Raw genomic sequence first — 20,489 nt, 5'->3', positions numbered from 1 at the left:
TCAGGCGTCCCCGAACGTGGCGGGCTCGAGCTCCGGCGTGTGCAGCGTCGTCGAGAGCAGACGTCCGTGTGCGCCGAACGTGAAGTGCGTCGGCACCTCGCCGGTCTCGTCGAGTCCGAACAGCACGCCGTGCGACCGGATCGCGTTGACGTCGCGGTGGTCGGCGATCGTCACCGAGGCGCACGGGATGACCTTCTCGCGCCACGCGAAGATGTAGATGCCGGGACGCACCTCCCACACGCTGTTCTCGTCCGTGTCGGCGAGGCCGCGCTCGGGGCCGGCCAGGCACTGCCAGGAGTACCAGCGCGGCGACAGGTACACGTGCTCGTAGGCGTGCTCGGTGCTGTACACCCACTCGACCCGTCGTCCGATGAGCGTCGTGGTGGGCGCCGCCTCCGCACCGGACACCTCGACGCCCTCGATCACGCTGGGCGCGAAGACGTGCTGCACGCGGGTGCGGCCCTTCTCAGGGGCGGGCAGGATGATCGAGATGATCGCGAGCGCCCGGCCCTGCCGCAGGTCGACCACGAGTGAGACGGCCTCGTTCGGCAGGTAGCGGTGGTGGAACTGCACGAAGTACAGCTCCTCGTCGACCTCGAAGGCCTCGTAGGCGTCGGTGTCGGCTGCGGCCGCCGTGTCATCATCTGCCCCGGGCTGGTACTCCCAGGCGACCGTGGTGTCGGAGAAGCGGTGCACGATCCGCGTCCCTCTGGCGTCGACGACAGCGATCTCGCGACCGCTCAGCGCGGTGGTGTGCGGAGCCTTGTTGGCGTCGAAGCCGGGGGCGAGTCCCTCGAGCGGGAGCCAGGTGGACGTGTCGGCGGGGTTCAGCGTGGTCATACGTGTTCCTTCTCTCGGAGGGGCGGATGCGGGGAGCGTCAACGGTTGCTGAACTGCTCCAGGTCGGAGGAGAGGCCTTCGTACACGGCCGGCTTCGCGCGCTTCAGGTAGATGCCGTAGACGATGCCGCCGATGACGGCCAGCACGAGCAGCAGCGGCATCAACCGGATCGCGAGCTCTTCGGAGCCGGCGACGATGTTGAAGTTCACGATCGCGAGCACCGAGATCGCGGCGATGCCGAGGAAGCCGATGCCGGGGGCGATGAACGTGCTCCACCACCGGGGGTCACGGCCGCGGCGGAAGTAGACGACGATCGAGATGGCGGCGAGGCCCTGCAGGATCAGCACGCTCAGGGTGCCGAAGCCGAGCATGGCAGGAACGAGGGTGACGATCGGGTCGGCCCCGGCGATCGCGAAGATGATCGCGACGACGCCGGCGAAGGTCGCCTGCACGATCCCCGCGAGCTGCGGGGCGCCGTTGGACCGGGTGCGGGCGAGGGCCTGCGGCAGGATCCGCGCCCGTCCCAGCGAGTACAGGTAGCGGGTGGCCGAGTTGTGGAACGCCAGCATCGCGGCGAACAGGCTCACCAGGAGCAGCACCATCATCACTGTCGTGAGCGGGCCGCCCAGGTACTGCTGCGAGAGCGTGAAGATGAGGTCGCCCGTCGGCAGGTGCTCCAGCGCGGTCGCCTGCGCCTGCGCCACGCCGGTCGCGCTCACCACGGCCCAGGTCGTGATGCCGAGGATGATGCCGATCGCGATGATCGAGGTGTAGGTCGCCCGCGGGATCGTGCGCAGCGGCTGCTTCGCCTCTTCGCTGAACAGCGCGGTCGCCTCGAAACCGAGGAAGCCGGTGGCCGCGAGCAGCAGGCCGATCGGGAGGGATCCGGAGAACACCGCCTCCGGGCTGAACGCGCCCAGGTCGTATCCGGTCTGCACGAGCACCGAGACGTCGAACACGACCAGCATGAGCACCTCGAGGACGAGGCAGACGCCCAGCACCTTCGAGCTGAAGTCGACGCCGATGCGGGCCAGCACGAAGCACACCACGATCGACAGGAGCCCCCACACGAGCCAGTGCACGTCGAGGCCGGTGAGGTCGCGGATGATCGTCTGCATGAAGAAGCCGCTGGTGCCGATCGTGCCGACCACGAAGAAGTTGTAGCCGAGCGTGGCGATGAGTCCGGCGATCAGACCGCCCGTGCGGCCGAGGCCCTTCACGACGAAGGCGTAGAACCCTCCGGCGTTGACCAGCTGCTTCGACATCTGCGCGTAGCCGACCGCGAACAGCAGCAGGATCGCCGCGACCAGGAAGAACGACATCGGGGTGCCGCCGCCGTTGCCGAGAGCGATCGCGAGCGAGGCGACCACCACGATGCCCGTCAGCGGCGCGACGGCCGCCAGCACCAGGAAGACGATGCCGGCGACGCCGAGGGCGCCGGGTCGGAGGGAAGTGCTGTTCTGCGTCGTGGCCGCAGATGTCGGGTCTGCCACGTCGGCTCCTTTGCTCGGTGACGGCCGTGCGTGCACGGCATCGACGACGAGGGGGATCGTCGATAGAGCGAGTCTGCTCGCGCAGCGGCGACCGCGCTTGACCCTGAGCGAAAGACGATGGTGTCAGCGTGCACAGCCCGCATCGTCCCGTTCGCCTCGGCGAGAGCGAGGGGCAGGATGACGGAGAAGACACCGCCGTCCTCCTCACGCGCCACTCCGGCGCAGACGTCGCGGTCGAAGGACATGATGGACCTCCACCTCGCCGGAACGACCGCCCTCGTCACGGGTGCCGCGAGCGGCATCGGCCGGGCGACCGCGCTCGCGCTCGCCGCAGAGGGAGTGCGCGTGGCGCTGCTCGACCGCGATGCGGCGGCGCTGGCGGAGACGGCCGAGGCCCTGCGTGGGCAGGGCCACAGCGATGCGGCCGCCTTCGTCGTCGACCTCACCGACGAGGAGCAGGTGCGGCGAACCGTCGACGCCGCGATCGCCGAGCTCGGTCGGCTCGACGCCGTGGTGTGCTGCGCCGGGATCTCCGGACCGGTCGGTCGGGGGATCGAGCAGACGTCGCTCGCCGAATGGAACGCCGTGTTCGCGGTGAATGTGACCGGCGCGTTCCTCGTGCTGCGGCACACGCTCCCTGCACTGCGCGCCGTCGCCGCGGCATCCGTCGTCCTGCTCTCGAGCGACTCCGCGTTCGTCGCCTCACCGGGGATGGCGCCCTATGCGGCGTCGAAGGCCGCGCTGGTGCAGTTCGCGCGTGCGTTGTCGGTCGACCTGGCCGGCACCGGCATCCGGGTGAACACCGTGGCGCCGTCGATCGTCGACACCCCGATGAGCCGCGGAGACCTGGGAGCCGAGGCCTTCGACGCCCCGGCCTTCCCCGTGCAGGCGGCGGCGGAGGTCGCCGCGCACGTGGTCTACCTGGTCTCGCCGCGCGGCCGGGCGGTGTCCGGCACCACACTCCTCAGCGACTTCGGGTTCAGCGCGCGTTCCGGCTTCCCCGCCTAGCGCGACATCGCCCTTCGACATCTCGCGCACCCGCGCCGGAACAGACAACCCCACACCAGCACAAGGAGCAGACATGGGACTTGCGGTCGGATCGACGGTCTCCGGACGCGTCGTCGTCATCACGGGAGGCGGCACCGGCATCGGCGCCGCCATCGCGGAGCGCTATGCGGCAGAGGGCGCGCACGTCGTGGTCGTCGGTCGCCGGCCGGAACCGTTGCAGGCGGTGGAGCGCGCCGTCGGTGCCCACCCGGTCGTCGCTGATGCCGCCGACACGGCTTCCGCGAAGGCCGCTGTCGCCGAGGTGCTGGCGACCTTCGGGCGCATCGACGTGCTCGTCGCCAATGCCGGAGGGCACGGCTTCTCGCCGGTCGCCGACACCGACGACGCGGGGTGGGATGCGGCGATCCGCGCCAACCTCACCACGGCCTTCGTGATGGCCAGGGAGTCGCTGCCGGCGCTGCTCGAGTCGAAGGGGCAGATCGTGATCGTGTCGTCGCTCGCCGGGCTGTTCGCCGGCCCATCGGTCGCGGGATACACGGTCGGCAAGCACGCGCTGATCGGACTCACCCGCACGCTGGCGCGGGACTACGGCCGACATGGCGTGCGGGTGAACGCGGTGTGCCCCGGCTGGGTGCAGACGCCGATGGCCGACGAGGAGATGGACGAGTTCGCCTCGCACGCCGGCCTCGAGTCCCGGGAGGAGGCCTACGCGACTGTCACGGCCGATGTGCCGCTGCGGCGCCCCGCCCGTCCGGCCGAGATCGCCTCGGTCGTGCGTTTCCTGGGTTCGGGCGAGTCCTCGTACATCACCGGGTCGGTGATCGTGGCGGATGGGGGATCGCACGTGGTGGATGTGCCGACCATCGCCTTCGACCACGCCGGGATGTAGGCGCGTCAGCGCACGGTGAGCGCGAAGCCGTCGCCGTCGGGGATGACCGCGACCTGCGTGAGGTCGTCGACCCGATAGGTCGGGTTGTGCGCACCGGCATGCGGACCGACGCCGAGCACCCGCATGCCCGCGGCCAGACCGGCCTGGATGCCGGCGCCGGAGTCCTCGAACACGATGCAGTCGGCGGGGTCGACGCCGAGCAGACGCGCGCCGAGCAGGAACCCCTCCGGATCGGGCTTCGACGCCGACACGTTCTCGGCCGTGACGGCGATGGCGGGGATCGGGAGGCCCGCCGCCCGCATCCGTGCGGTCATCAGCGCCACGTTCGCCGAGGTGACGATCGCGTGCGGGAAGGGGAGCAGCGCCTCGAGCACCGCCCCGGCCCCGGGAATCGTCACGACGCCGTCCACGTCGGCTGTCTCGTTGGCGAGCATGACGTCGTTCTCGTGCAGGTTGATGGCGTGATCGCGCTCGGGGAGCATGATCGCCATGCTCTGGTGCCCCTGGCGTCCGTGGACCACGTGGAGCACGGTCTCGGGGTCGATCCCGTGCGGCTCCGCCCAGGCCAGCCAGAGCCGCTCCACGACGGCGGTCGAGTCGACCAGGGTGCCGTCCATGTCGAGCAGGACGGCGCGGGCGTTGATGGTCTGGGTCACCCCTTCAGGCTAACCCGGCGGATGCCGTCAGCCGCCGAGATACGCGCGGTGGAGCAACGCGGGATCGGCCGTGAGCGCCGCAGATGTGCCCTGGAACGAGACCTGCCCGCCCGCGACCACCACGGCTTCGCGCGCGAGACCGAGCGCGAGCTGCGTGAACTGTTCGACCAGCAGCACGCCCACCCCGGACTGGGCGATCGACTGCACGATCGGCATCAGCCGCAGGAAGACGACCGGCGCCAGGCCGAGTGACATCTCATCGATCAGCAGGATGCGCGGCTTCGCGGCGAACGCGCGGGCGAGCACGACCATCTGCTGCTCGCCACCGGAGAGCAGCGCGGTGGGGGAGTCGATGCGCTTCTCGAGCTCGGGGAACTGCGCCAGCGCCGCGTCCAGCTCCGCCGGGGTGCGCGCGGTCAACGAGATGTTCTCGCGCACCGTGAGGGAGGGGAAGACCGCCCGCCCCTGCTCGATGTGCACGATGCCCCGCCGCGCTCGCGCGACGCGCGACAGCTTGTCGATCGGCTCACCGTCGAGCGTGATGGTGCCCGCGGAGTGCGGGGTCACGCCTGACACCGATTCGATCAGGCTCGTCTTGCCGGCGCCGTTCGGGCCGACCAGCGCCAGCACCTCCCCGCCGCCCACGCGCAGCGAGACGTCGGAGATGACAGGTCCGGCGCCGCGACTCACGGTGACGGCATCCAATACGAGCTCGCTCATTTCAGCAGTTCCGTCTCTCCCATGTAGGCCTTCACGACCGCGGGGTCCGCCAGCACCTCGGCCTGCGGCCCGCTCGCGAGCACCCGACCGAAGTCGAGCACCGTGAGCGTCGGGCACACCGAGCGGACCAGGTCGAGATCGTGCTCGATGATGATGAGTGCGACCCCGTAGCGCGCGGGCAGTTCGCGCAACCGCGCGGCGAGGGCGAGGTGCTCCTCGTGCGACAGTCCGGCGGCGGGCTCGTCGAGGATCAGCAGCCGCGGGCGGGCCACCACGTTCGCGGCGACCTCCACCAGCCGGCGTGTGCCGACGTCGACGCTCGACAGCCGCGCGCGTGACGGCGGGCAGCCGAAGAACGCCAGGACTTCCTCGATGTCGGCCGTCGCGAGGCGGCGCCGCGCGACGAAGCGCACGTAGGCGCCGATCGTGAGGGCGGGAGGCACGCGGTCCTGCTGGAACGTGCGCCGCAGTCCGAGACGGGCGCGACGGGTGGGGGAGAGGCGGGCGAGGTCTCGATCGCCGAGCAGCACGCGTCCGGTGTGCTGGGGCAGGAACCCGCTGATGGCGTCCACGAAGGTCGATTTCCCGGCACCGTTGGGTCCGATCAAGCCCATGATCGACGCCGCCGGCATCTGGAACGACACGTCGTCCAATGCCTTGAGTGCGCCGAACTGCACCGTGAGTCCGTCGACGGTCAGCACCGGCGCCCCGTCGAGCGCAGCCTCGTCGACCGTCGCCGTGGTGGTCGTGGTGATGACCGCGGCATCGGGATCCGCATCGATCGGCAGCGCCGTGAGCTCGGCCTGCGCTGCTCTTCGGTCCGCGCGGCGGTAGAAGAGGTTGCGGATGCCCTGGCCGAGGTTCGTGCCGCTGGTGAGCGCCTGCACCCCCAGCACACCGAAGACCACGAATCCCCAGTCCTGCGGGATGCCCCAGCGCTTGAGCAGCTCGGGCACCAGCACCCACAGGATGCCGCCGAAGATCGCCATGTCGATCAGGTGCGCGCCCGACATGATCGCCAGCACGTACAGTGCGAGCGACTGCAGCGGGGTGAAGCTCGAGGCGAAGGGGAGCTGCACCTGTCCGGCGAGCAGCCCGCCCGCGATGCCTCCGAGCGCGGCGGAGACCGCGAACGCCGTGAGCTTCGCGATCTGCACGCTCTGCCCTGCGGCCGCGGTGCCTCGCTCGGAGAATGCGACGGCCTTCCAGCTCGATCCCCACCGGCTGCGCTGCAGGAAGAACACCGCGAGCGCGCAGAGGGCGAGCACGACGATCGACAGGAAGAAGAACTGCCGGTCGTTGGAAAACATCGCCGGACGCTCGATCGCGGTGCCGTCGGCCGAGCCGGGGAACTGGATCTGGACGAGCGTGACATCGGCTGCGGCGGCGAATCCGAGCGTGACGACGGCCAGATTGACACCGCGCAGGCGCAGAGCGGGAAGTCCGACCAGCACGCCGACGAGTCCTGCCGCGATGCCGCCGAGCACGAGCCAGACGACGAAGCCGCCCGGTGCCTGCATCACGTTCAGCAACGACACGATCCAGGCGCCGACCGCGGCGAAGGTGAGCTGGCACAGCGCGATCATTCCGGCGGATCCGGTCACGATGCCGAGGCCGAGGATCGCGATGGAGGCGATGACGGCGCTGATGGCGAGGAAGACGAAGTACCCGGGCAGGGCGGCGCTGAGGATCGCACCGACGCCGATCGCGGCGACGGCGACCGCGAACGGCCAGGAGATCCGGAACGTCCGGCTCTCGGTGAAACGGGGGCGGTCAGCGAGCGGCATCCCACACCTCCTTGCGTTGCGTCCACAGCAGCAGGACGACGATGAACAGGAACGGGAGGAAGTTGCGCACCAGCGCGACCTCGTCGATCTGCGCGACGAGACCACCCAGCACTCCGAGCACGACGCCGCCGACCACGGCGAGGTCGAGGCGGCGGAAACCGCCGAGCAGCGCGGCCGCCGCCGCGGGGACGATCAGCATCGACAGGCTCGTCGCATCGTTCGACTGCGAAGGCGCCACGATCATGATCGCGATCGCACTGATGACACCGGTGACGAACCAGACCGCGATCGAGAGCGGACGGGAGCGGATGCCGAGCAGCTCGGCGGTGGTGGGGCGCTCCGACAGCGCCCGCAGCTGGGTGCCGACGCGGGTGCGACGCAGCACGATCCGCACCACGATCGCGGTGACGATCGCCATCGCGACGGTCGCGACGGTCACCTGGCTGATCACGACGCCCCCGAACGCGAAGGCGGGACCGGCGATGATCGGGGTGAACGGCTGCGGCTTGTTGCCGAACAGGATGAACGACATCGAGATCAGCAGCAGCAGGGGTCCTACGGTCATGGCGGAGCGTGTGGTCGTGGAGGCCTCCGACAGCCAGGTCGCGGCGATGAACCCGATCGCGGCGGCCAGCAGCCCGGCGACCAGGACGCCCAGCACCGAGCCCAGCCAGATCGGCAGGCCGATCTCGCGGACGAACCACACGGCGGTGAACGCACCGAACATGCCGGTCGCGGCCTGCGCGAAGTTGACCACCCGCACCAGCCGCGACATGAGGGTGAGACATACGCCGAGGACGGCGTAGAGGCCACCGGCAGCGAGACCGGCGATGGCGCCTTGCAGCATCAGGCGTCCTTCCTGAATGAGGGGGACCCTTCGACAGGTTCAGGGACCGGTTGCCTCCGGTCCCTGAGCGAGCGAAGCGAGACGAAGAGTGTGAGGAGCTACTCGCCGATGCGGAGCCAGTCTTCTGCGACCTTCTCCCACGCGTTGGTGCCGGACTTCAGGATGATCGGCCAGCCGGCGGTGTTCTGGGTTCCGAACGCGTACGGCGTTCCGACCATGGGGTTCTCAATCGGCTCCATGCTCTGGAGAGCCTCCGAGACGCTCTCGCGCGTGATGTCGCCGTCGATGCCCTCGAGCACCTCGATGAAGTACTTCGCGGCGAGGTATCCGCCCTGGCTGAAGGAGGTGAGCGGGATGTCGTTCGCCTCCATGAGCTCACGCCAGTCAGCGTTGATCTCGTTGTCATCCGTGAACGGGTAGAACTCGGCGGGCACGTAGATGCCGGCACCCGCGTTGTCGATCGCGTCGGCGAAGTTCTCGCTGTAGACGCTCGTCAGGTAGAGCCAGGTGACGTCATCCCAGCCCTGCGCGTTCGCGGCCTTGACCTGCCCGATCGCGTCGGGCTCCACCGGGTTGATCGCCAGCGCCTTGCAGCCCTGGTCACGCGCCTTCACGATGTACGGCGTGTAGTCGGATGCACCGTAGGGCACGGTGTCGTCGACGTACTTGGGCTCCTTGCCGGTGATCTCGGTCCACTTGTCGATCGCGGCCTGGTAGGTCGGACGGGTGGAGCCGGCGATCTCGAGCAGGATGCAGATGTCGTCCAGACCGAGCACCTCCGAGCCGTACTGCAGCGTGAGGGTCATGTCGTTGAAGGGACCGACGTTCGCGGGCGAGATGTTGTCGCTCGCGAAACACCCGGTGTCGACGCCGATCCCCGGCATCGAGAGAATGCCCTCCTGCTCGTAGTACTTGGCGTTGATCTCGCATTCGATCAGGCTCGCGGAGCCGACCAGCGCGACGGCGCCGTCGCTGCCGACCAGTTCGCGGGCCGAGGCGGTCGCCGTGGCAGGGTCGCCCTTGTCGTCGAGGGTCTTGTAGTCGATCTTGCGTCCGTCCAGGCCGCCGGCCTCGTTGAAGGCGTCGAAGACCGCCGCCGCGGCCAGAGAGGCCTCGGGGAAGGTCGCCGGACCGCTGATCGTGTTGACGGAGCCGACGACGATCGGGGCGCCTTCGCCGCCGGATCCTTCGTCTCCACCGGCGCAGCCGGCGAGGGTGAGGGCTGCCACGGCGATGAGCGCCGCGGTGCCGGATGCTCGCTTGTTCATGTGCTTCCTGCCTCTCGTGTTCGGGTGGTGCTGTGTTCGGGTGGTGCTGTGTGCGGGTGATGCTGTGCGGCGAGGTGCCGTTCAGGCCGGGGTCCCTGAACCTGTGGTCGCTCCCCGCGTTCCCGCGCCCGTCGAAGGGCGCAGTGCCCGGTTGACCATCTCGGTGTCGGTGAACTGCTCGAAAGCGACGACCCGCCCGTCGAGCAGTCGCCACACGTGCGCGACCCTGGCCGCGAAGAAGCGGCCGGTGCGGGTGTAGGTGCCGGAGTACGTGCCGATTCCGACCACGGTGTCGCCGCCGTCCACGACCTCGTCGATCGCGACGGTGTAGTCGTCCCACTCGTCCTGGATGCGGGCGAAGACGTTCGCGGCGACGGCATCCGGTCCGACATAGGTGCCGGCGTAGGGGAAGCCTGCCGCCTCCGTCCACCGCACGTCGGGGGCGAACGGGGCGAGCATGCCGTCGATGTCGCCACGGTCGCTGGCGGCGTAGTGCTCGCGGATGATGTCTGCGTTGCTCATGTTCTCTCCTCGATCCGGTGGGGGCTCTGCGCCTGTCGACCGCTCAGACGGGCTGGGCGTCGGGATAGACCACGGAGCCCAGGGGGTAGATGTGGCCGCCGCCGCGCGAGTGCTCGGCCCGGCCGTCGCCGTTGAGGCCGAGGAAGATCCCCGTGGTCATCAGCTGGTAGCCGAGGTCGTGCAGCCACACGCTCGCGACCGCGATGCGGAACTCACGGAAGCAGAACAGGTAGAGCCCGTCCGCGAACTTCCACACGGTCGACAGGTCCATGTCGCCGTGACCGCGCTGCACGCCCTCCAGGCACTGCCAGGCATAGCGCTGACTCGACACGTACACGTGCTCGTAGAGATGGTGCGGGCTGTAGCGGTAGATGTTGCGCTTGCCGATCAGGTCGCGGCTCGGGCCGGGGACCTCGCCGGTCGCCGGTCCGGCGTCTGTCGTCGCGGCCCAGAAGTCCTGGCCGACCTGCGGGGTGCCCTCCACCGCCGCGGCGGCGATGCGCGAGCGGATGACGGTGGCGCGATGCGTCGTGGACGAGAACACCACCGTGAGCGCTTCCCGTTCGCGGCTCTCGAGCGGGATGTTGACGAACACGACGTCGTCGCGCACACGGACCGCGTCATACGGGTCGGTCCCGGATGCGCCCAGCCCGCTCCAGGTCACGGCGTCCGCGTCGAAACGGAGCGACAGCGTGGTGGCATCGTCGAGCGTGAGAGTGAGGGCGGTGCCGGAGAGCTGTGTGTTCGGCAGGCGGAACGTGTCGATGCCGGCGGCGAACTCGTCGTAGGTGCGCCATTCGTCGAGTGCCGGGTCGGTGGAGATGTCGGTCATGGAGGTCCAGACGTCGCACGTGGCGGAGCCTCTTCGCTCCGGGCACCGCCTCATCGCGGTGCGCTTGCCTCATGCTCGGTCCGGGCCGGTCATCGCCTCAAGGGCGCAGCGGCCATCGCGCGCCGAGAGTCAACCGGCGTGCCCTCCGGGGCAAGTCCGGCATCCGGCATCCGTCGTGTCGCGCGTCGGCGGGCGACGGCGCACCCGACCGGCGCACCCGGCGCGGGGCGGGCGCGGGACCGTCAGCGGGTGCGCGGGTCGTCAGCGGGCGGCGCGGTACTCGCTGGGGGAGACCCCGAACGCGGACTTGAACGCGCGGCTGAAGTGCGCGGCGTCGACGAAGCCCCAGCGCGCGGCGATCGCCGCGACCGGTCGATCGGCGAGCATCGGGTCGAGCAGATCGCGGCGGCACTGCTCCAGTCGCCGCGTGCGGATCCAGGTCGACACCGTCACGCCCTGCTCCTGGAAGAGCCCGTGCAGGTGCCTGGTCGAGATGAAATGCGCGGAGGCGATCGACGCGGGACCGAGGTCGGTCGACGCGAGGTTGCGGTCGATGTACGAGCGGATGCGCTGCACGAGAGCGCGGTGCGGATCGGCCGAGACTTCGTCGAGTCCGAGCTCACGGGTGAACACGGTGGTGACCAGGTCGAGCGCGCTGTGGGCGAGGCGTGCGCCGGTGGTGCCGGCGAGCTGATCGAGGTTGCCGGCCAGCTGCGTCAGATACGGCACGACCATGCCGCCGAGGCCTTCGTGACCGGAGATGCGCACCGCGGTGAGCTGGCCGATCATGTCGGACGGCAGGCTGATCAGGTGCTTCGGGAACATCACGACCATGGTGCGGAAGTCCTCGTCGAACACGAGCGAGTAGGGCCGGTCGGTGTCGTAGACGGCGAGGTCGCCGGCCTGCAGCACGGCCTCGCGGTCGTCCTGGATCAGCATCCCCGTGCCCGCGAGCATCAGGCTGACCTTGAAGTACGAGCGGTCGCCACGGGCGATGAGCTCCGGAGTGCGTTCGACCACATGCGAGGTGGCTCGCACCTCGGTCACGTGGACCTCGTCGACGGATGCTCCGCGGATCACTCCGCGGAAATGGTCGGGGCCGCCGCTGGACACCTGCAGCGGCACGAAGGACTCGGAGACGGCGGCGCGGAACTCGCTGATGTTGCGCGCGACAAGAGTGGACACCGATTCGGCGGGGGCAGCGGGTGCACCGTTCATGACTGATCACCTCGGGATGGTGGAACGACGACGTTGTATACGATCCGTTCCGCGATGTTATCACCGGCGACGTCCGAGCGGGGCGACTTCTAGGATGTGGATCGGAAGGGTGGGTCATGAGAGCTTTCGGGGAGTGGGTCAGGCAGGTGCTGCGGCAGCTGCGCGGGCCGGAGACAGCGGATGCCGTGTTCGAGGCGACCGCGCTCATCGTGGGTACCGCGTTCCTGATCGTCGGCTTCGTGATCGGGTGGCCCGTGTTCTGGGGTCACGAGATGGCGATCAGCGGCACCGGTTCGATCGGGGCGTTCGCGGCGTACGGGGGAGCGGCCACCGCTGCCATCGCCTTCGTGCTCGGGCGGCTCGCCGTGCGACCGGAGGAGCGGAGTCCTGACGCGATCCGCGACGGCTTCAGCGTGCCGGGCGACCGGCTGCGCTGGTACGACCTCGCAGCGATCGCCTTCGCCCACGCCGCGATCGCGTACCTCGGATGGCTCGGCGTCGCCAAGCTCCTGGAGAGCAGCTTCACCGACGCGCCCGTCTTCCCCTTCCCCGGTGCGCTGCTGGTCGGGGTGGCGTTCGCGCTCACGGCGTACGTGTCATTCCTCAGCAGCGTCGCGCTCACCCCGATGGTGCTCTCGCTGGTGCTCGCCGTGTTCCTGGTGGTCGGCGCCTTCGCGAGCATGCTCGCCTCCAATGATCCGCACTGGTGGCGCGACAACCTGTCGGCGCTCGGCATGAGCACGAACAGCGCCTCGCTCGCGTTCAACGCGACACTCGTCATCGCGGGGGTCATGGTCACGACGATCGCGCGCTACGCGACGGCAGGCCTCCCCGCGACAGCACCGGATGACCGCCGAGGCCGCTTCATCGTGCGCGGCGGCCTGATCCTGATGGGGATCTTCCTCGCCTGCGTCGGCATCTTCCCCGTGGACGAATTCTTCCTGCTGCACAACACGGTCGCGACCGGGATGACCGTCGTGTTCGCCGTCGTGGTGATCGGCCTGCCGTGGTTCGTGCCGACGATCCCCCGGGTCTTCGTGGCGTTCGGCTGGGCGTATGTGCTGGTCATCGTCCTGCTCGCCGCGTTCTTCGCTGTCGGCTACTACAACCTCACGGCGGTGGAGCTGATCGCGGCGGTGCTGATCTTCAGCTGGATCATCGTGTTCCTGCGCACCGCAGGCTCGGTCACGGGGCAGCCCGCGGCGGAGCGCGAGGAGAGCGCGATCGCCTGAGCGGGCTCGGCCGACCTCAGGCTGTGGCTCAGTCGCGGCGGAGCGCCTGCGCCGCGTCCGCCGTGCGCTGCAGCGCATGCACGGTGTGCGCGTGACGCTGCTGCGCGACCCCGACGAAGAGGCAGTCGACGAGCGCGAGCTGCGCGATCCGACTGACCATGGCGCCTGCACGGAACCGGGATTCGCGGGCGTGGGTGAACAGCGCGTGGTCGACGGACGTCGCGAGGGGCGAGTCGGCAGCGCTCGTCACGCCGATCGTCGTCGTGCCGGCCGCGCGGGCGGTGCGCAGGAACTGCAGGGTCTCGGTGGTCGTCCCTGAGTTCGAGAAACCGATCGCGACGGTCTTCTTGGCGCCGAGCGCCGCAGCCGCACTGGCCTCGTGTGCATCGGAGAGCACGATCGCCGTCCGTCCGATCCGGAGCAGCTTGTGGCCGAGGTCGTCGGCGACCAGTCGGCTCGCGCCGACGCCGAACAGCAGGATCCGGTTCGCATGGTCGACCGCTTCCACCGCGGCGGCGAGCACGTCGTAGTCGAGGTTGCCGACCGTCTCCTCGATCGCGAGCAGCTCCAGCGCCGCGACCTTGCCGACCGCTTCACGGAGCGAGTCGCCCACCGCGATCTCCGAGCCGAAGCCCGCGGGCGCGCTGAACTGCACCGACTCACGTCCGAGCTCGGTGGCGAGGGCCATGCGCAGCGCCGCATAGCCGCGCAGGCCGATCGCCCGGCAGAAGCGCACGACAGAGGCGACGGAGGTGTCGCAGAGTGCGGCCAGCTCCGAGATCGTGCTCTCGACCGCGGTCGTCGGGTTGTCGCGGATCACCCGCGCGATGCGGGCGAGCGAGGGGGGAAGGGTCTCGGCGGCTGTCGCGATGGTCGTCTGGACGCTCATGCCTCTCCTCGTGTCGCGCGGTTCGTGTTCGCGGGTCGTCGCGTGCGCAGCCGCGGATGATCCCGTGGACGCGTTGAACAATTGTTTCATGGATGCTCAGCTGTGCGTAGACTATTTTCATGAGTTCTCCGCACCGGGTCGTCGCCATCGACCTCGGCAAGTCCCGTTGTCGCGTCGCCGTCGACGGTGTGCGGCATGACGGCATCGGCGCACCCGGCCTGGCGGCGAGCGGGGGAGTCGCCGCGGCGCTCGCCGCGATCCGCCCCCTGCTCGAACGCATCGACGGTGACGTCGCGCTGCTCGGCGTCGGTGCCGCCGGCGCGTGGGCGGCACCCGCTGCCGCGCAGGATCTCGCCTCGGCGCTCGCTGCCTCCACCGGCGCCGCGGTCGCGGTGGCATCCGATGTCGTGACGGCGCACGCCGGTGCGCTCGACGGCGGCGAAGGCGTGCTGCTCATCGCCGGCACCGGCGCGGCCGCACTCGGCATCGACGCCGACGGCGCGCGCCTGGTCGACGGCTGGGGTCCGGAGCTCGGCGACTTCGGCAGCGGCTCGTGGCTCGGACGGGAGGCGGTGCGTGCCGTGCTGCGCCACTCCGCAGGGCTGACTCCCGAGACCGTGCTCACCGCCGTGATCGAGGACCGCATCGGCGCAGCATCCGATATCCCCGCCTGGCTCTCGCAGCCAGAGCCCCTCGCCCGCCGCCTCGCGACCCTCGCGCCGCCGGTGCTGGATGCGGCGGCCGACGGCGACCGGATCGCCGGCGAGATCGCCGCGGAAGCCGTGCGTCTGCTCACCGCCTCCGCCGTCGCCGCCTCCTCGCGCACGCTCGACGTGACGCTGCACGGCGGACTCGCCGACCACCGCTGGTTCCACTCCGCCCTCGTCGCCGCACTGCAGGCGGCAGGACGACGCAGCGTGCCCGCGGCGGGCGATGCGCTGGAGGGCGCTTCGCTCCTCGCGCGCCGGACAGATCTCCCCCACGAAAGGTTCGTGCACCGTGCTGAACTCTGATGCGCTGAATGACGACTCCCGACTGACCGCTCTCCTCTCGGTGCTCGAGGGCCTGGGCACCGAGGCGTCGACGACCGAGCGCGGCGACCTCGACCTGCTCGAGACCGTCGAACTCGTGCGGCGGATGAACGCGGAAGACGCGCGGGTGCCGGTGGCCGTCGCCGCGTGCGTCGCCGAGATCGCGGCGGCGGTGGACGGCATCACCGAGCGCTTCCGCCGGGGCGGACGACTGATCTACATCGGTGCCGGCACCGCGGGTCGCGTCGGTGTGCTCGATGCGAGCGAATGCCCCCCGACCTTCGGCACCGACCCGTCGATGGTCATCGGACTGATCGCCGGGGGCGAGACCGCGATCCGCTCGGCCGTCGAGAACGCCGAAGACGACGGTGAGGCCGCCGAAGCCTCGCTCCGCGACCTCGAGCTCTCCGAGAACGACACGGTCGTGGGGATCTCGGCATCCGGACGCACGCCCTATGTCGTCGGCGGCCTCGACTACGCCCGCGGGATCGGCGCATTGACCGTCGCGATCGCCTCGAACGCCGACTCCGCGATCGGCGCGGCGGCCGAGATCGCGATCGAGGTCGTCACCGGGCCGGAGTTCATCTCCGGGTCGACCCGCCTGAAGTCCGGCACGGCGCAGAAGCTGGTGGTCAACATGCTGACCACGCTCTCGATGATCAAGCTCGGCAAGACATACCGCGGCGTGATGGTCGACCTGCAGGCCACCAACGAGAAGCTGCACGCGCGCTCGATCCGCACGGTCACACAGCTCGCGGGCGTCGGGGTCGAGGATGCCTCCGCAGCACTCGCATCCGCTCAGGGATCGGTCAAGCTGGCGGTGCTGATGCTCGTCACGGGCGCGTCGGCGGACGCGTCGGCATCGGCTCTCGCCGCCGCCGACGGCATCCTGCGCGACGCGATCAGCGCGCTGTCCTGAACCGGCGCGCCGGCGGACGCGAAGCTGACCCCTGTTGTCGCTGACGGGAGCTGATTCCGTCGCGAGGTGCCGACTCCGTCTCGTGACCTGTCACGAAGGCGGCACCTGTCGTCGGAATGTGCGTCGTTCAGCGACAGCAGGTGCCAGGTTCGACGACAGCTGCCCGGTTCGACGACAGGGGCCTCAGTGGGCGCAGGCGCAGCTGGCACCTCCGCCGCAGCATCCCTCGGATGCCGACGCGCCGTGCGCCTGTGAGGACTCGGGGACGTCCATCGCGGGGTTCTGGTCGAGGAAGCCGTAGGGCTTGAACCAGAAGCCGGCATAGTCGACGGGCATGATGGGCCAGTCCTCCGGACGAGGGAAGTGCGTCAGACCGAACGTGTGCCACAGCACGATGTCCTCGCCGTCGATCGACCGGTCGCCTGCCGTGTACTCCGGCAGGCCGGCGCCGCCCTGGTGCGCGTTGGGGTAGCGGCCGGCCGGCCAGATCTGTCCCTGTTCGTGCTTCGTCGCCCAGAGGTGCTTGGTCGCGAACGCGGCGCGCGCGGCCACAGACGAGGCGGGATCGGCCATGAGCAGCGCGGTGGGCTCCGGCACCAGGTGATAGGCGGTCGGGCGTCCGACGCGGTTGGTGCGCGAGGCGCTCTGCACCTCCCAGACGCGGGCGACCGAGCTGTCTGCGTCGCGCTGCGCCTCCGACTCGGTCGCGAGCGTCGTCTCCGACCACGTGAACGCGTTGCCGAACGGGTTGTCCGGCCCCATCGGCACGCGCTGCGCATCGACCTCGACCAGGCGGTTGTCCTCGCCGTCGATCGCCACGTCGAGACGCGCGCAGAAGAGGTGCTGGTGCACGGGGGCGAAGACGCCGGGGGCGAGTTCGGTCGCGTGCTTCTGGCGCACGCCGGGCTCACCCGCGGCGGCGAACACGATGCCGGTCGCCTTCGCGACGACCTCGATCGAACCGTCCAGGTAGAAGTGCCAGTAGAAGCCGTAGTCGTAGTTGCCGATCGTGGAGAAGTACGACACCACGAAACGGCGCGAGCGGCGCACGTCGGCGCGACCGGCCAGATCGGTGTGCTTCCAGAGGATGCCGTAGTCCTCTTCGTGCATGCAGATCACGTTCGGGATGCGCACCGGGTGGCCGTGGTCGTCGGCGACGTAGCCGTCGAGGTAGCGGATGACGCCCAGGCAGTCGCACCCGAGTTCCAGGTGGTTGGCGTTCTTGCCCAGCAGGTACTCGCCGGCGTCGAAGTAGCTGATCCAGAAGCGGCCGGGGGCGGTGTCGCCGTACGGGACCACCATCTCCGGCACGCTCGCGCGGCTCAGCACGGAGCGTCCGCCGAACGCGACGTCGTGCAGCACGAGTCCCTCGCGCGCGTTGAAGTCCACCCGCATCGACCAGCCCTCCCACTCCACGAGAGAGCCGGTCACGGCGAAGCTCGGCCCCTCGGGCTGGGTGATCTCGATCGGCTTCAGGGTCGTGCGGGCCGCTCCCTGGGTCTCGGGGTAATAGTTGCCGTGGCCGGCGGGAACAGGGACGTCGCCATGGTCCTCGACGCGGATGACGGCGTTCGCGGTGAGGTCGATGTGCACGATCAGGCCTTCGACCGGGTGCGCCCAGGGGGAGTCGTTCTCGTCGTACTTCAGGAAGGTGAGCGAGCGGATGACGCGGCGCCCCACCTCGTCGGCGCGGCCCGTGTAGCCCGGGGCGAGCGGGCCGCAGAACGCGAGCGCCATGTGGTCTTCGAGTCCGCGCCGCCGCATCGCGGCCTGCCACTCGGGGGAGGCCTTCGCGATGGTCTCGGCGCGCTCGTACTCCTCGAACAGGTACTGCGGCTGTCCGTAGGGGGGAGCATCGTTGGGCACGCGCTCGGTGCGCACGACCTCGCCCCGCGTGATCGAGACGATGACCTCGGTCGCGACGCCCGTGGCCGTGTCGAGCAGAGTCGCGTCGACGCGGCGGTCGATCGGGGCGCCCGGCAGCCAGGCGGCGAGCTCATCCTTGGTGGGTTCGTCGGGGAGCAGCATCGGGACCCGCACGGTCGCGGTGAGCAGGCCTGCGGCATCCATCACGGCGCGGGCGGCGGCGATCTCGGTGCCGGTCAGCGGGTCGAGCGGGTGCGGGACCGCGATCTTCTCGATCGAGACGGGCTGCGGGGAGTGGTGGGACATCGTCGACCTCACTATTTTCGAGCACTTGCTCAATAAACGGGTTGGCACGATGGTACGACGGAACGACCGGCGTGACAAGAGCCGGATCGTCCGCGGGGGAGTCAGCTGCGCCAGGGGGCGAGGATGCCGTCGAGCACGGCGAGGTGGGCAGCCTCGGGCTGGGGCTCCGTGACCTCGACCACCTGCTGGCCGTAGGTGATCGAACGCAGCAGCGCCATCACGGCGTCCTGCGGAGTGTCGGCGCGGAGCTCGCCGTCGGCCACGGCCTCCTCGAGGGCATCGCGGATGCTGTCCTGCCAGGTCGCGAGGGTCGGTGCGCCGGCATCCGGTGTGGACGCGAGGGTCGCGACACGACCCCAGAATCCGACCACGACGCGGGCTTCGGAGCGGGTGCGCTCATCGACGGGCAGGACTTCGCGCATGAGTGCATGGAGGCGGGGGAGGCCGCGCAGGCCGGTGGTGGCGTCGGCGATGCGGGCGTCGGTGCGGCGGGTGACCTCGGCGGCGGCGGCGCGCACGACATCGTCGAATCCGTCGAAGTAGTGCCACAGCGAGCCGGTGGCGACACCCAGCTCCTTCGCGACGGCGCGCGACGACACGCTCTCGTGCCCGTCGCGGGCGGCGACCGCCAGCAGCGCCTCGGCGATCTGCCGGCGCCGCTCATCATGGTCGACGATGCGGGGCATCTGCCCATCTTGGCGCATCCGCTCGGTGTCCTCGCTGCTTTCGATCGATGTCTGACTATTTTGAGCGATTGATCAATATAATCCGATCCATGGGTGGACCCGCGGCGATGGTGCTGATGATCGCGAGTGCGATCGTCACGGTCGCGTGCTGCCTCGCGGCCGGCCGTTCCGTGCCGTGGCAGGGACGCCAGTCGGTGATCGTGATGGCCTTCGCGATGATCGGCATGGTCCTCGCGGCCGGCGATCCGCGCGTCGCGCTGCTCGCGGGGGTCGCGCTCCTGGCCTCCGCGATGCTCGGCACGGCGGGACTGCGCGGCGCGACAGCGGTGCGGGCATGCTGCCACCGCGCGCTGGGATCGCTCGTGATGGCGGTGTGTTCGTTCGCCGGGGTGGCGCACGGGGCGGGGGTGGCGCCGGGCGCGGAGGTCCTGTCCGGTCACGGCCCGCATCTCGGGACGGATGCCGTGCCCGGCATCGCGACCGTCGGCGTGCTGCTGCTCCTGGCCTGGACCGTCGCCGACCGGATCCGCCCGCACCCGCGGACGGCCGCTTCGCGACTGCTCGCCGTCGAGTCGTGGGCGATGACCGTGGGCGTGATCGTGATGTGGGCGGCGCACTGATCCGGGACCTCTGATCGCGCACTCTCCGGTACCGTGGCCGGATGCCCCTCGCTCTGATCACCGGCGCCGCGCGCGCCGACAGCATCGCCGCCGGCATCGTCCCCCGTCTGCGTGCGGCCGGCTGGACCGTCGTCACCAGCGACCTGCGCGACGCCGACCACCCGGCCGACCTCTCCACCCCCGACGGCCCGGAGGAGCTGATCGCCGCGGTGAACCGGGAGCACGGCACGATCTCCGCGCTGATCCTGAGCCACGCGCACGACGTGGAGTCCGGCATCCTCGACACCACGGCCGAGAGCTTCGACCTGCACGTTGCGGTCAACGCCCGCGCGAGCCTGCTGCTGATCGCGGCCTTCGCGCGTCAGGCGGGCGACGACGGGGGAGTGATCCTGGCGCTCACCAGCGACCACGTCACGGGCAACCTCCCGTACGGCGCCTCGAAGGGCGCGCTCGACCGGCTCGTGATCTCGGCGGCACGCGAGCTCGGCCCGCGGGGCATCTCGGCGAACGTGCTCAACCCCGGTCCGATCGACACCGGCTGGATGGATGACGAGACGCGCATCGGCCTCGGTGACATGACCCCGCTCGGGCGACTCGGCCGCCCCGCCGACGTGGCCGCGGTGGTCGAGTTCCTGGTCTCCCCTGAAGGCCGGTGGATCTCGGGTCAGCTGCTCAAGAGCGACGGCGCATTCTCGGCGCAGTTCTGAACGGTGCGTGCGATCGCCTGGTTTGACCTGTTTCTGATGATCAACGACTCATGGGGAGGTTGACGATGGATTCGAGCTGTCTTCCCGCTGGATTCTCATATCTGTCGAGTACGCACTCACTTGGGGAGCCGCGGTGATCGTCATTCTCGTCGG

Annotated in this window: 20 protein-coding genes; 7 read left to right on the top strand and 13 right to left on the bottom strand. The window is 69.9% G+C overall.

Annotated features, from left to right (window positions below; translation table 11 throughout):
* Positions 1-840: a molybdenum cofactor biosynthesis F family protein gene (locus FB560_RS12890; RefSeq protein ID WP_141872735.1), complete on the bottom strand. Its 840-nt coding sequence runs from the start codon at positions 838-840 to the stop codon at positions 1-3.
* 38 nt (positions 841-878) lie between these two features.
* Positions 879-2,333 carry an APC family permease gene (locus tag FB560_RS12885; protein ID WP_141872734.1) on the bottom strand — a complete coding sequence of 485 codons (1,455 nt, stop codon included), beginning with the start codon at positions 2,331-2,333 and terminating at the stop codon, positions 879-881.
* Positions 2,334-2,510: 177 nt separating this feature from the next.
* Between FB560_RS12885 and FB560_RS12880 the strand changes: the two genes are divergently transcribed.
* Both FB560_RS12880 and FB560_RS12875 read left to right on the top strand, forming a co-directional pair.
* Positions 2,511-3,341 carry an SDR family NAD(P)-dependent oxidoreductase gene (locus FB560_RS12880; RefSeq protein ID WP_229673083.1) on the top strand — a complete coding sequence of 277 codons (831 nt, stop codon included), beginning with the start codon at positions 2,511-2,513 and terminating at the stop codon, positions 3,339-3,341.
* A 73-nt stretch (positions 3,342-3,414) separates the two neighbouring features.
* Positions 3,415-4,230: an SDR family NAD(P)-dependent oxidoreductase gene (locus FB560_RS12875; RefSeq protein WP_141872733.1), complete on the top strand. Its 816-nt coding sequence runs from the start codon at positions 3,415-3,417 to the stop codon at positions 4,228-4,230.
* A 5-nt stretch (positions 4,231-4,235) separates the two neighbouring features.
* Here FB560_RS12875 and FB560_RS12870 read toward each other — a convergent pair whose 3' ends face one another.
* From FB560_RS12870 to FB560_RS12835, 8 genes are all read right to left on the bottom strand, one after another.
* On the bottom strand, positions 4,236-4,886 hold the full coding sequence (locus tag FB560_RS12870) for an HAD-IA family hydrolase (RefSeq protein ID WP_141872732.1): 651 nt from the start codon (positions 4,884-4,886) through the stop codon (positions 4,236-4,238).
* Between the two features lie 27 nt (positions 4,887-4,913).
* Complete coding sequence (locus FB560_RS12865) at positions 4,914-5,606, bottom strand: ABC transporter ATP-binding protein (RefSeq protein WP_141872731.1); 693 nt, start codon at positions 5,604-5,606, stop codon at positions 4,914-4,916.
* Positions 5,603-7,393 (bottom strand): branched-chain amino acid ABC transporter ATP-binding protein/permease, encoded by a 1,791-nt coding sequence (locus FB560_RS12860; protein WP_141872730.1) that lies wholly within the window; start codon positions 7,391-7,393, stop codon positions 5,603-5,605. The genes FB560_RS12865 and FB560_RS12860 overlap by 4 nt, the downstream gene beginning before the upstream one ends.
* Positions 7,380-8,240: a branched-chain amino acid ABC transporter permease gene (locus FB560_RS12855; RefSeq protein ID WP_141872729.1), complete on the bottom strand. Its 861-nt coding sequence runs from the start codon at positions 8,238-8,240 to the stop codon at positions 7,380-7,382. The genes FB560_RS12860 and FB560_RS12855 overlap by 14 nt, the downstream gene beginning before the upstream one ends.
* 98 nt (positions 8,241-8,338) lie before the next feature.
* Positions 8,339-9,508, bottom strand: a complete 1,170-nt coding sequence (locus tag FB560_RS12850) for an ABC transporter substrate-binding protein (RefSeq protein WP_141872728.1) — start codon at positions 9,506-9,508, stop codon at positions 8,339-8,341.
* 81 nt (positions 9,509-9,589) lie between these two features.
* On the bottom strand, positions 9,590-10,030 hold the full coding sequence (locus tag FB560_RS12845) for a nuclear transport factor 2 family protein (protein WP_141872727.1): 441 nt from the start codon (positions 10,028-10,030) through the stop codon (positions 9,590-9,592).
* A gap of 43 nt (positions 10,031-10,073) precedes the next feature.
* The gene (locus tag FB560_RS12840) at positions 10,074-10,862 is read right to left on the bottom strand and encodes a MoaF C-terminal domain-containing protein (protein WP_141872726.1); all 789 of its coding nucleotides are present in this window, start codon (positions 10,860-10,862) and stop codon (positions 10,074-10,076) included.
* 261 nt (positions 10,863-11,123) lie between these two features.
* The gene (locus tag FB560_RS12835; RefSeq protein WP_141872725.1) at positions 11,124-12,080 is read right to left on the bottom strand and encodes an AraC-like ligand-binding domain-containing protein; all 957 of its coding nucleotides are present in this window, start codon (positions 12,078-12,080) and stop codon (positions 11,124-11,126) included.
* Positions 12,081-12,196: 116 nt separating this feature from the next.
* Here FB560_RS12835 and FB560_RS12830 point away from each other — a divergent pair, with 116 nt between their 5' ends.
* The gene (locus FB560_RS12830) at positions 12,197-13,312 is read left to right on the top strand and encodes a DUF998 domain-containing protein (protein ID WP_141872724.1); all 1,116 of its coding nucleotides are present in this window, start codon (positions 12,197-12,199) and stop codon (positions 13,310-13,312) included.
* 28 nt (positions 13,313-13,340) lie between these two features.
* Here FB560_RS12830 and FB560_RS12825 read toward each other — a convergent pair whose 3' ends face one another.
* On the bottom strand, positions 13,341-14,201 hold the full coding sequence (locus FB560_RS12825) for a MurR/RpiR family transcriptional regulator (RefSeq protein ID WP_141872723.1): 861 nt from the start codon (positions 14,199-14,201) through the stop codon (positions 13,341-13,343).
* A gap of 119 nt (positions 14,202-14,320) precedes the next feature.
* On the opposite strand from FB560_RS12825, the gene FB560_RS12820 reads away from it, so the two are divergent.
* Both FB560_RS12820 and murQ read left to right on the top strand, forming a co-directional pair.
* Entirely contained in the window at positions 14,321-15,214 is an 894-nt protein-coding gene (locus FB560_RS12820) for an N-acetylglucosamine kinase (RefSeq protein WP_141872722.1), read from the top strand.
* On the top strand, positions 15,201-16,151 hold the full coding sequence (gene murQ, locus FB560_RS12815; protein WP_229673084.1) for an N-acetylmuramic acid 6-phosphate etherase: 951 nt from the start codon (positions 15,201-15,203) through the stop codon (positions 16,149-16,151). Before FB560_RS12820 ends, murQ begins: the two co-directional genes overlap by 14 nt.
* Before the next feature lie 183 nt (positions 16,152-16,334).
* Here the strand turns inward: murQ and FB560_RS12810 are convergent, their stop codons facing one another.
* Positions 16,335-18,323, bottom strand: coding sequence for a primary-amine oxidase (locus FB560_RS12810; protein WP_141872720.1), 1,989 nt, complete (start codon positions 18,321-18,323; stop codon positions 16,335-16,337).
* A 101-nt stretch (positions 18,324-18,424) separates the two neighbouring features.
* A complete protein-coding gene (locus tag FB560_RS12805) occupies positions 18,425-19,009 on the bottom strand; it encodes a TetR/AcrR family transcriptional regulator (RefSeq protein ID WP_141872719.1) in 585 nt (194 codons plus the stop codon).
* Between the two features lie 89 nt (positions 19,010-19,098).
* Between FB560_RS12805 and FB560_RS12800 the strand changes: the two genes are divergently transcribed.
* Together FB560_RS12800 and FB560_RS12795 are read left to right on the top strand one after the other, a co-directional pair.
* On the top strand, positions 19,099-19,629 hold the full coding sequence (locus tag FB560_RS12800) for a hypothetical protein (protein WP_141872718.1): 531 nt from the start codon (positions 19,099-19,101) through the stop codon (positions 19,627-19,629).
* A gap of 41 nt (positions 19,630-19,670) precedes the next feature.
* Positions 19,671-20,336 (top strand): SDR family oxidoreductase, encoded by a 666-nt coding sequence (locus FB560_RS12795; protein ID WP_141872717.1) that lies wholly within the window; start codon positions 19,671-19,673, stop codon positions 20,334-20,336.
* Positions 20,337-20,489: the final 153 nt, after the last annotated feature.

Source organism: Microbacterium saperdae (assembly GCF_006716345.1).
Lineage (GTDB): Bacteria > Actinomycetota > Actinomycetes > Actinomycetales > Microbacteriaceae > Microbacterium > Microbacterium saperdae.
Note: the sequence above shows the minus strand (reverse complement) of the source record. Positions and strands in the feature narration are given on the sequence as shown.

Coding starts and splice junctions, on each gene's coding strand:
- FB560_RS12890 (WP_141872735.1), bottom strand. CDS start 840: ATGACCACGCTGAACCCCGCCGACACGTCCACCTGGCTCCCGCTCGAG.
- FB560_RS12880 (WP_229673083.1), top strand. CDS start 2,511: ATGACGGAGAAGACACCGCCGTCCTCCTCACGCGCCACTCCGGCGCAG.
- FB560_RS12875 (WP_141872733.1), top strand. CDS start 3,415: ATGGGACTTGCGGTCGGATCGACGGTCTCCGGACGCGTCGTCGTCATC.
- FB560_RS12865 (WP_141872731.1), bottom strand. CDS start 5,606: ATGAGCGAGCTCGTATTGGATGCCGTCACCGTGAGTCGCGGCGCCGGA.
- FB560_RS12860 (WP_141872730.1), bottom strand. CDS start 7,393: ATGCCGCTCGCTGACCGCCCCCGTTTCACCGAGAGCCGGACGTTCCGG.
- FB560_RS12855 (WP_141872729.1), bottom strand. CDS start 8,240: ATGCTGCAAGGCGCCATCGCCGGTCTCGCTGCCGGTGGCCTCTACGCC.
- FB560_RS12850 (WP_141872728.1), bottom strand. CDS start 9,508: ATGAACAAGCGAGCATCCGGCACCGCGGCGCTCATCGCCGTGGCAGCC.
- FB560_RS12845 (WP_141872727.1), bottom strand. CDS start 10,030: ATGAGCAACGCAGACATCATCCGCGAGCACTACGCCGCCAGCGACCGT.
- FB560_RS12840 (WP_141872726.1), bottom strand. CDS start 10,862: ATGACCGACATCTCCACCGACCCGGCACTCGACGAATGGCGCACCTAC.
- FB560_RS12835 (WP_141872725.1), bottom strand. CDS start 12,080: ATGAACGGTGCACCCGCTGCCCCCGCCGAATCGGTGTCCACTCTTGTC.
- FB560_RS12830 (WP_141872724.1), top strand. CDS start 12,197: ATGAGAGCTTTCGGGGAGTGGGTCAGGCAGGTGCTGCGGCAGCTGCGC.
- FB560_RS12825 (WP_141872723.1), bottom strand. CDS start 14,201: ATGAGCGTCCAGACGACCATCGCGACAGCCGCCGAGACCCTTCCCCCC.
- FB560_RS12820 (WP_141872722.1), top strand. CDS start 14,321: ATGAGTTCTCCGCACCGGGTCGTCGCCATCGACCTCGGCAAGTCCCGT.
- FB560_RS12810 (WP_141872720.1), bottom strand. CDS start 18,323: ATGTCCCACCACTCCCCGCAGCCCGTCTCGATCGAGAAGATCGCGGTC.
- FB560_RS12805 (WP_141872719.1), bottom strand. CDS start 19,009: ATGCCCCGCATCGTCGACCATGATGAGCGGCGCCGGCAGATCGCCGAG.
- FB560_RS12800 (WP_141872718.1), top strand. CDS start 19,099: ATGGGTGGACCCGCGGCGATGGTGCTGATGATCGCGAGTGCGATCGTC.
- FB560_RS12795 (WP_141872717.1), top strand. CDS start 19,671: ATGCCCCTCGCTCTGATCACCGGCGCCGCGCGCGCCGACAGCATCGCC.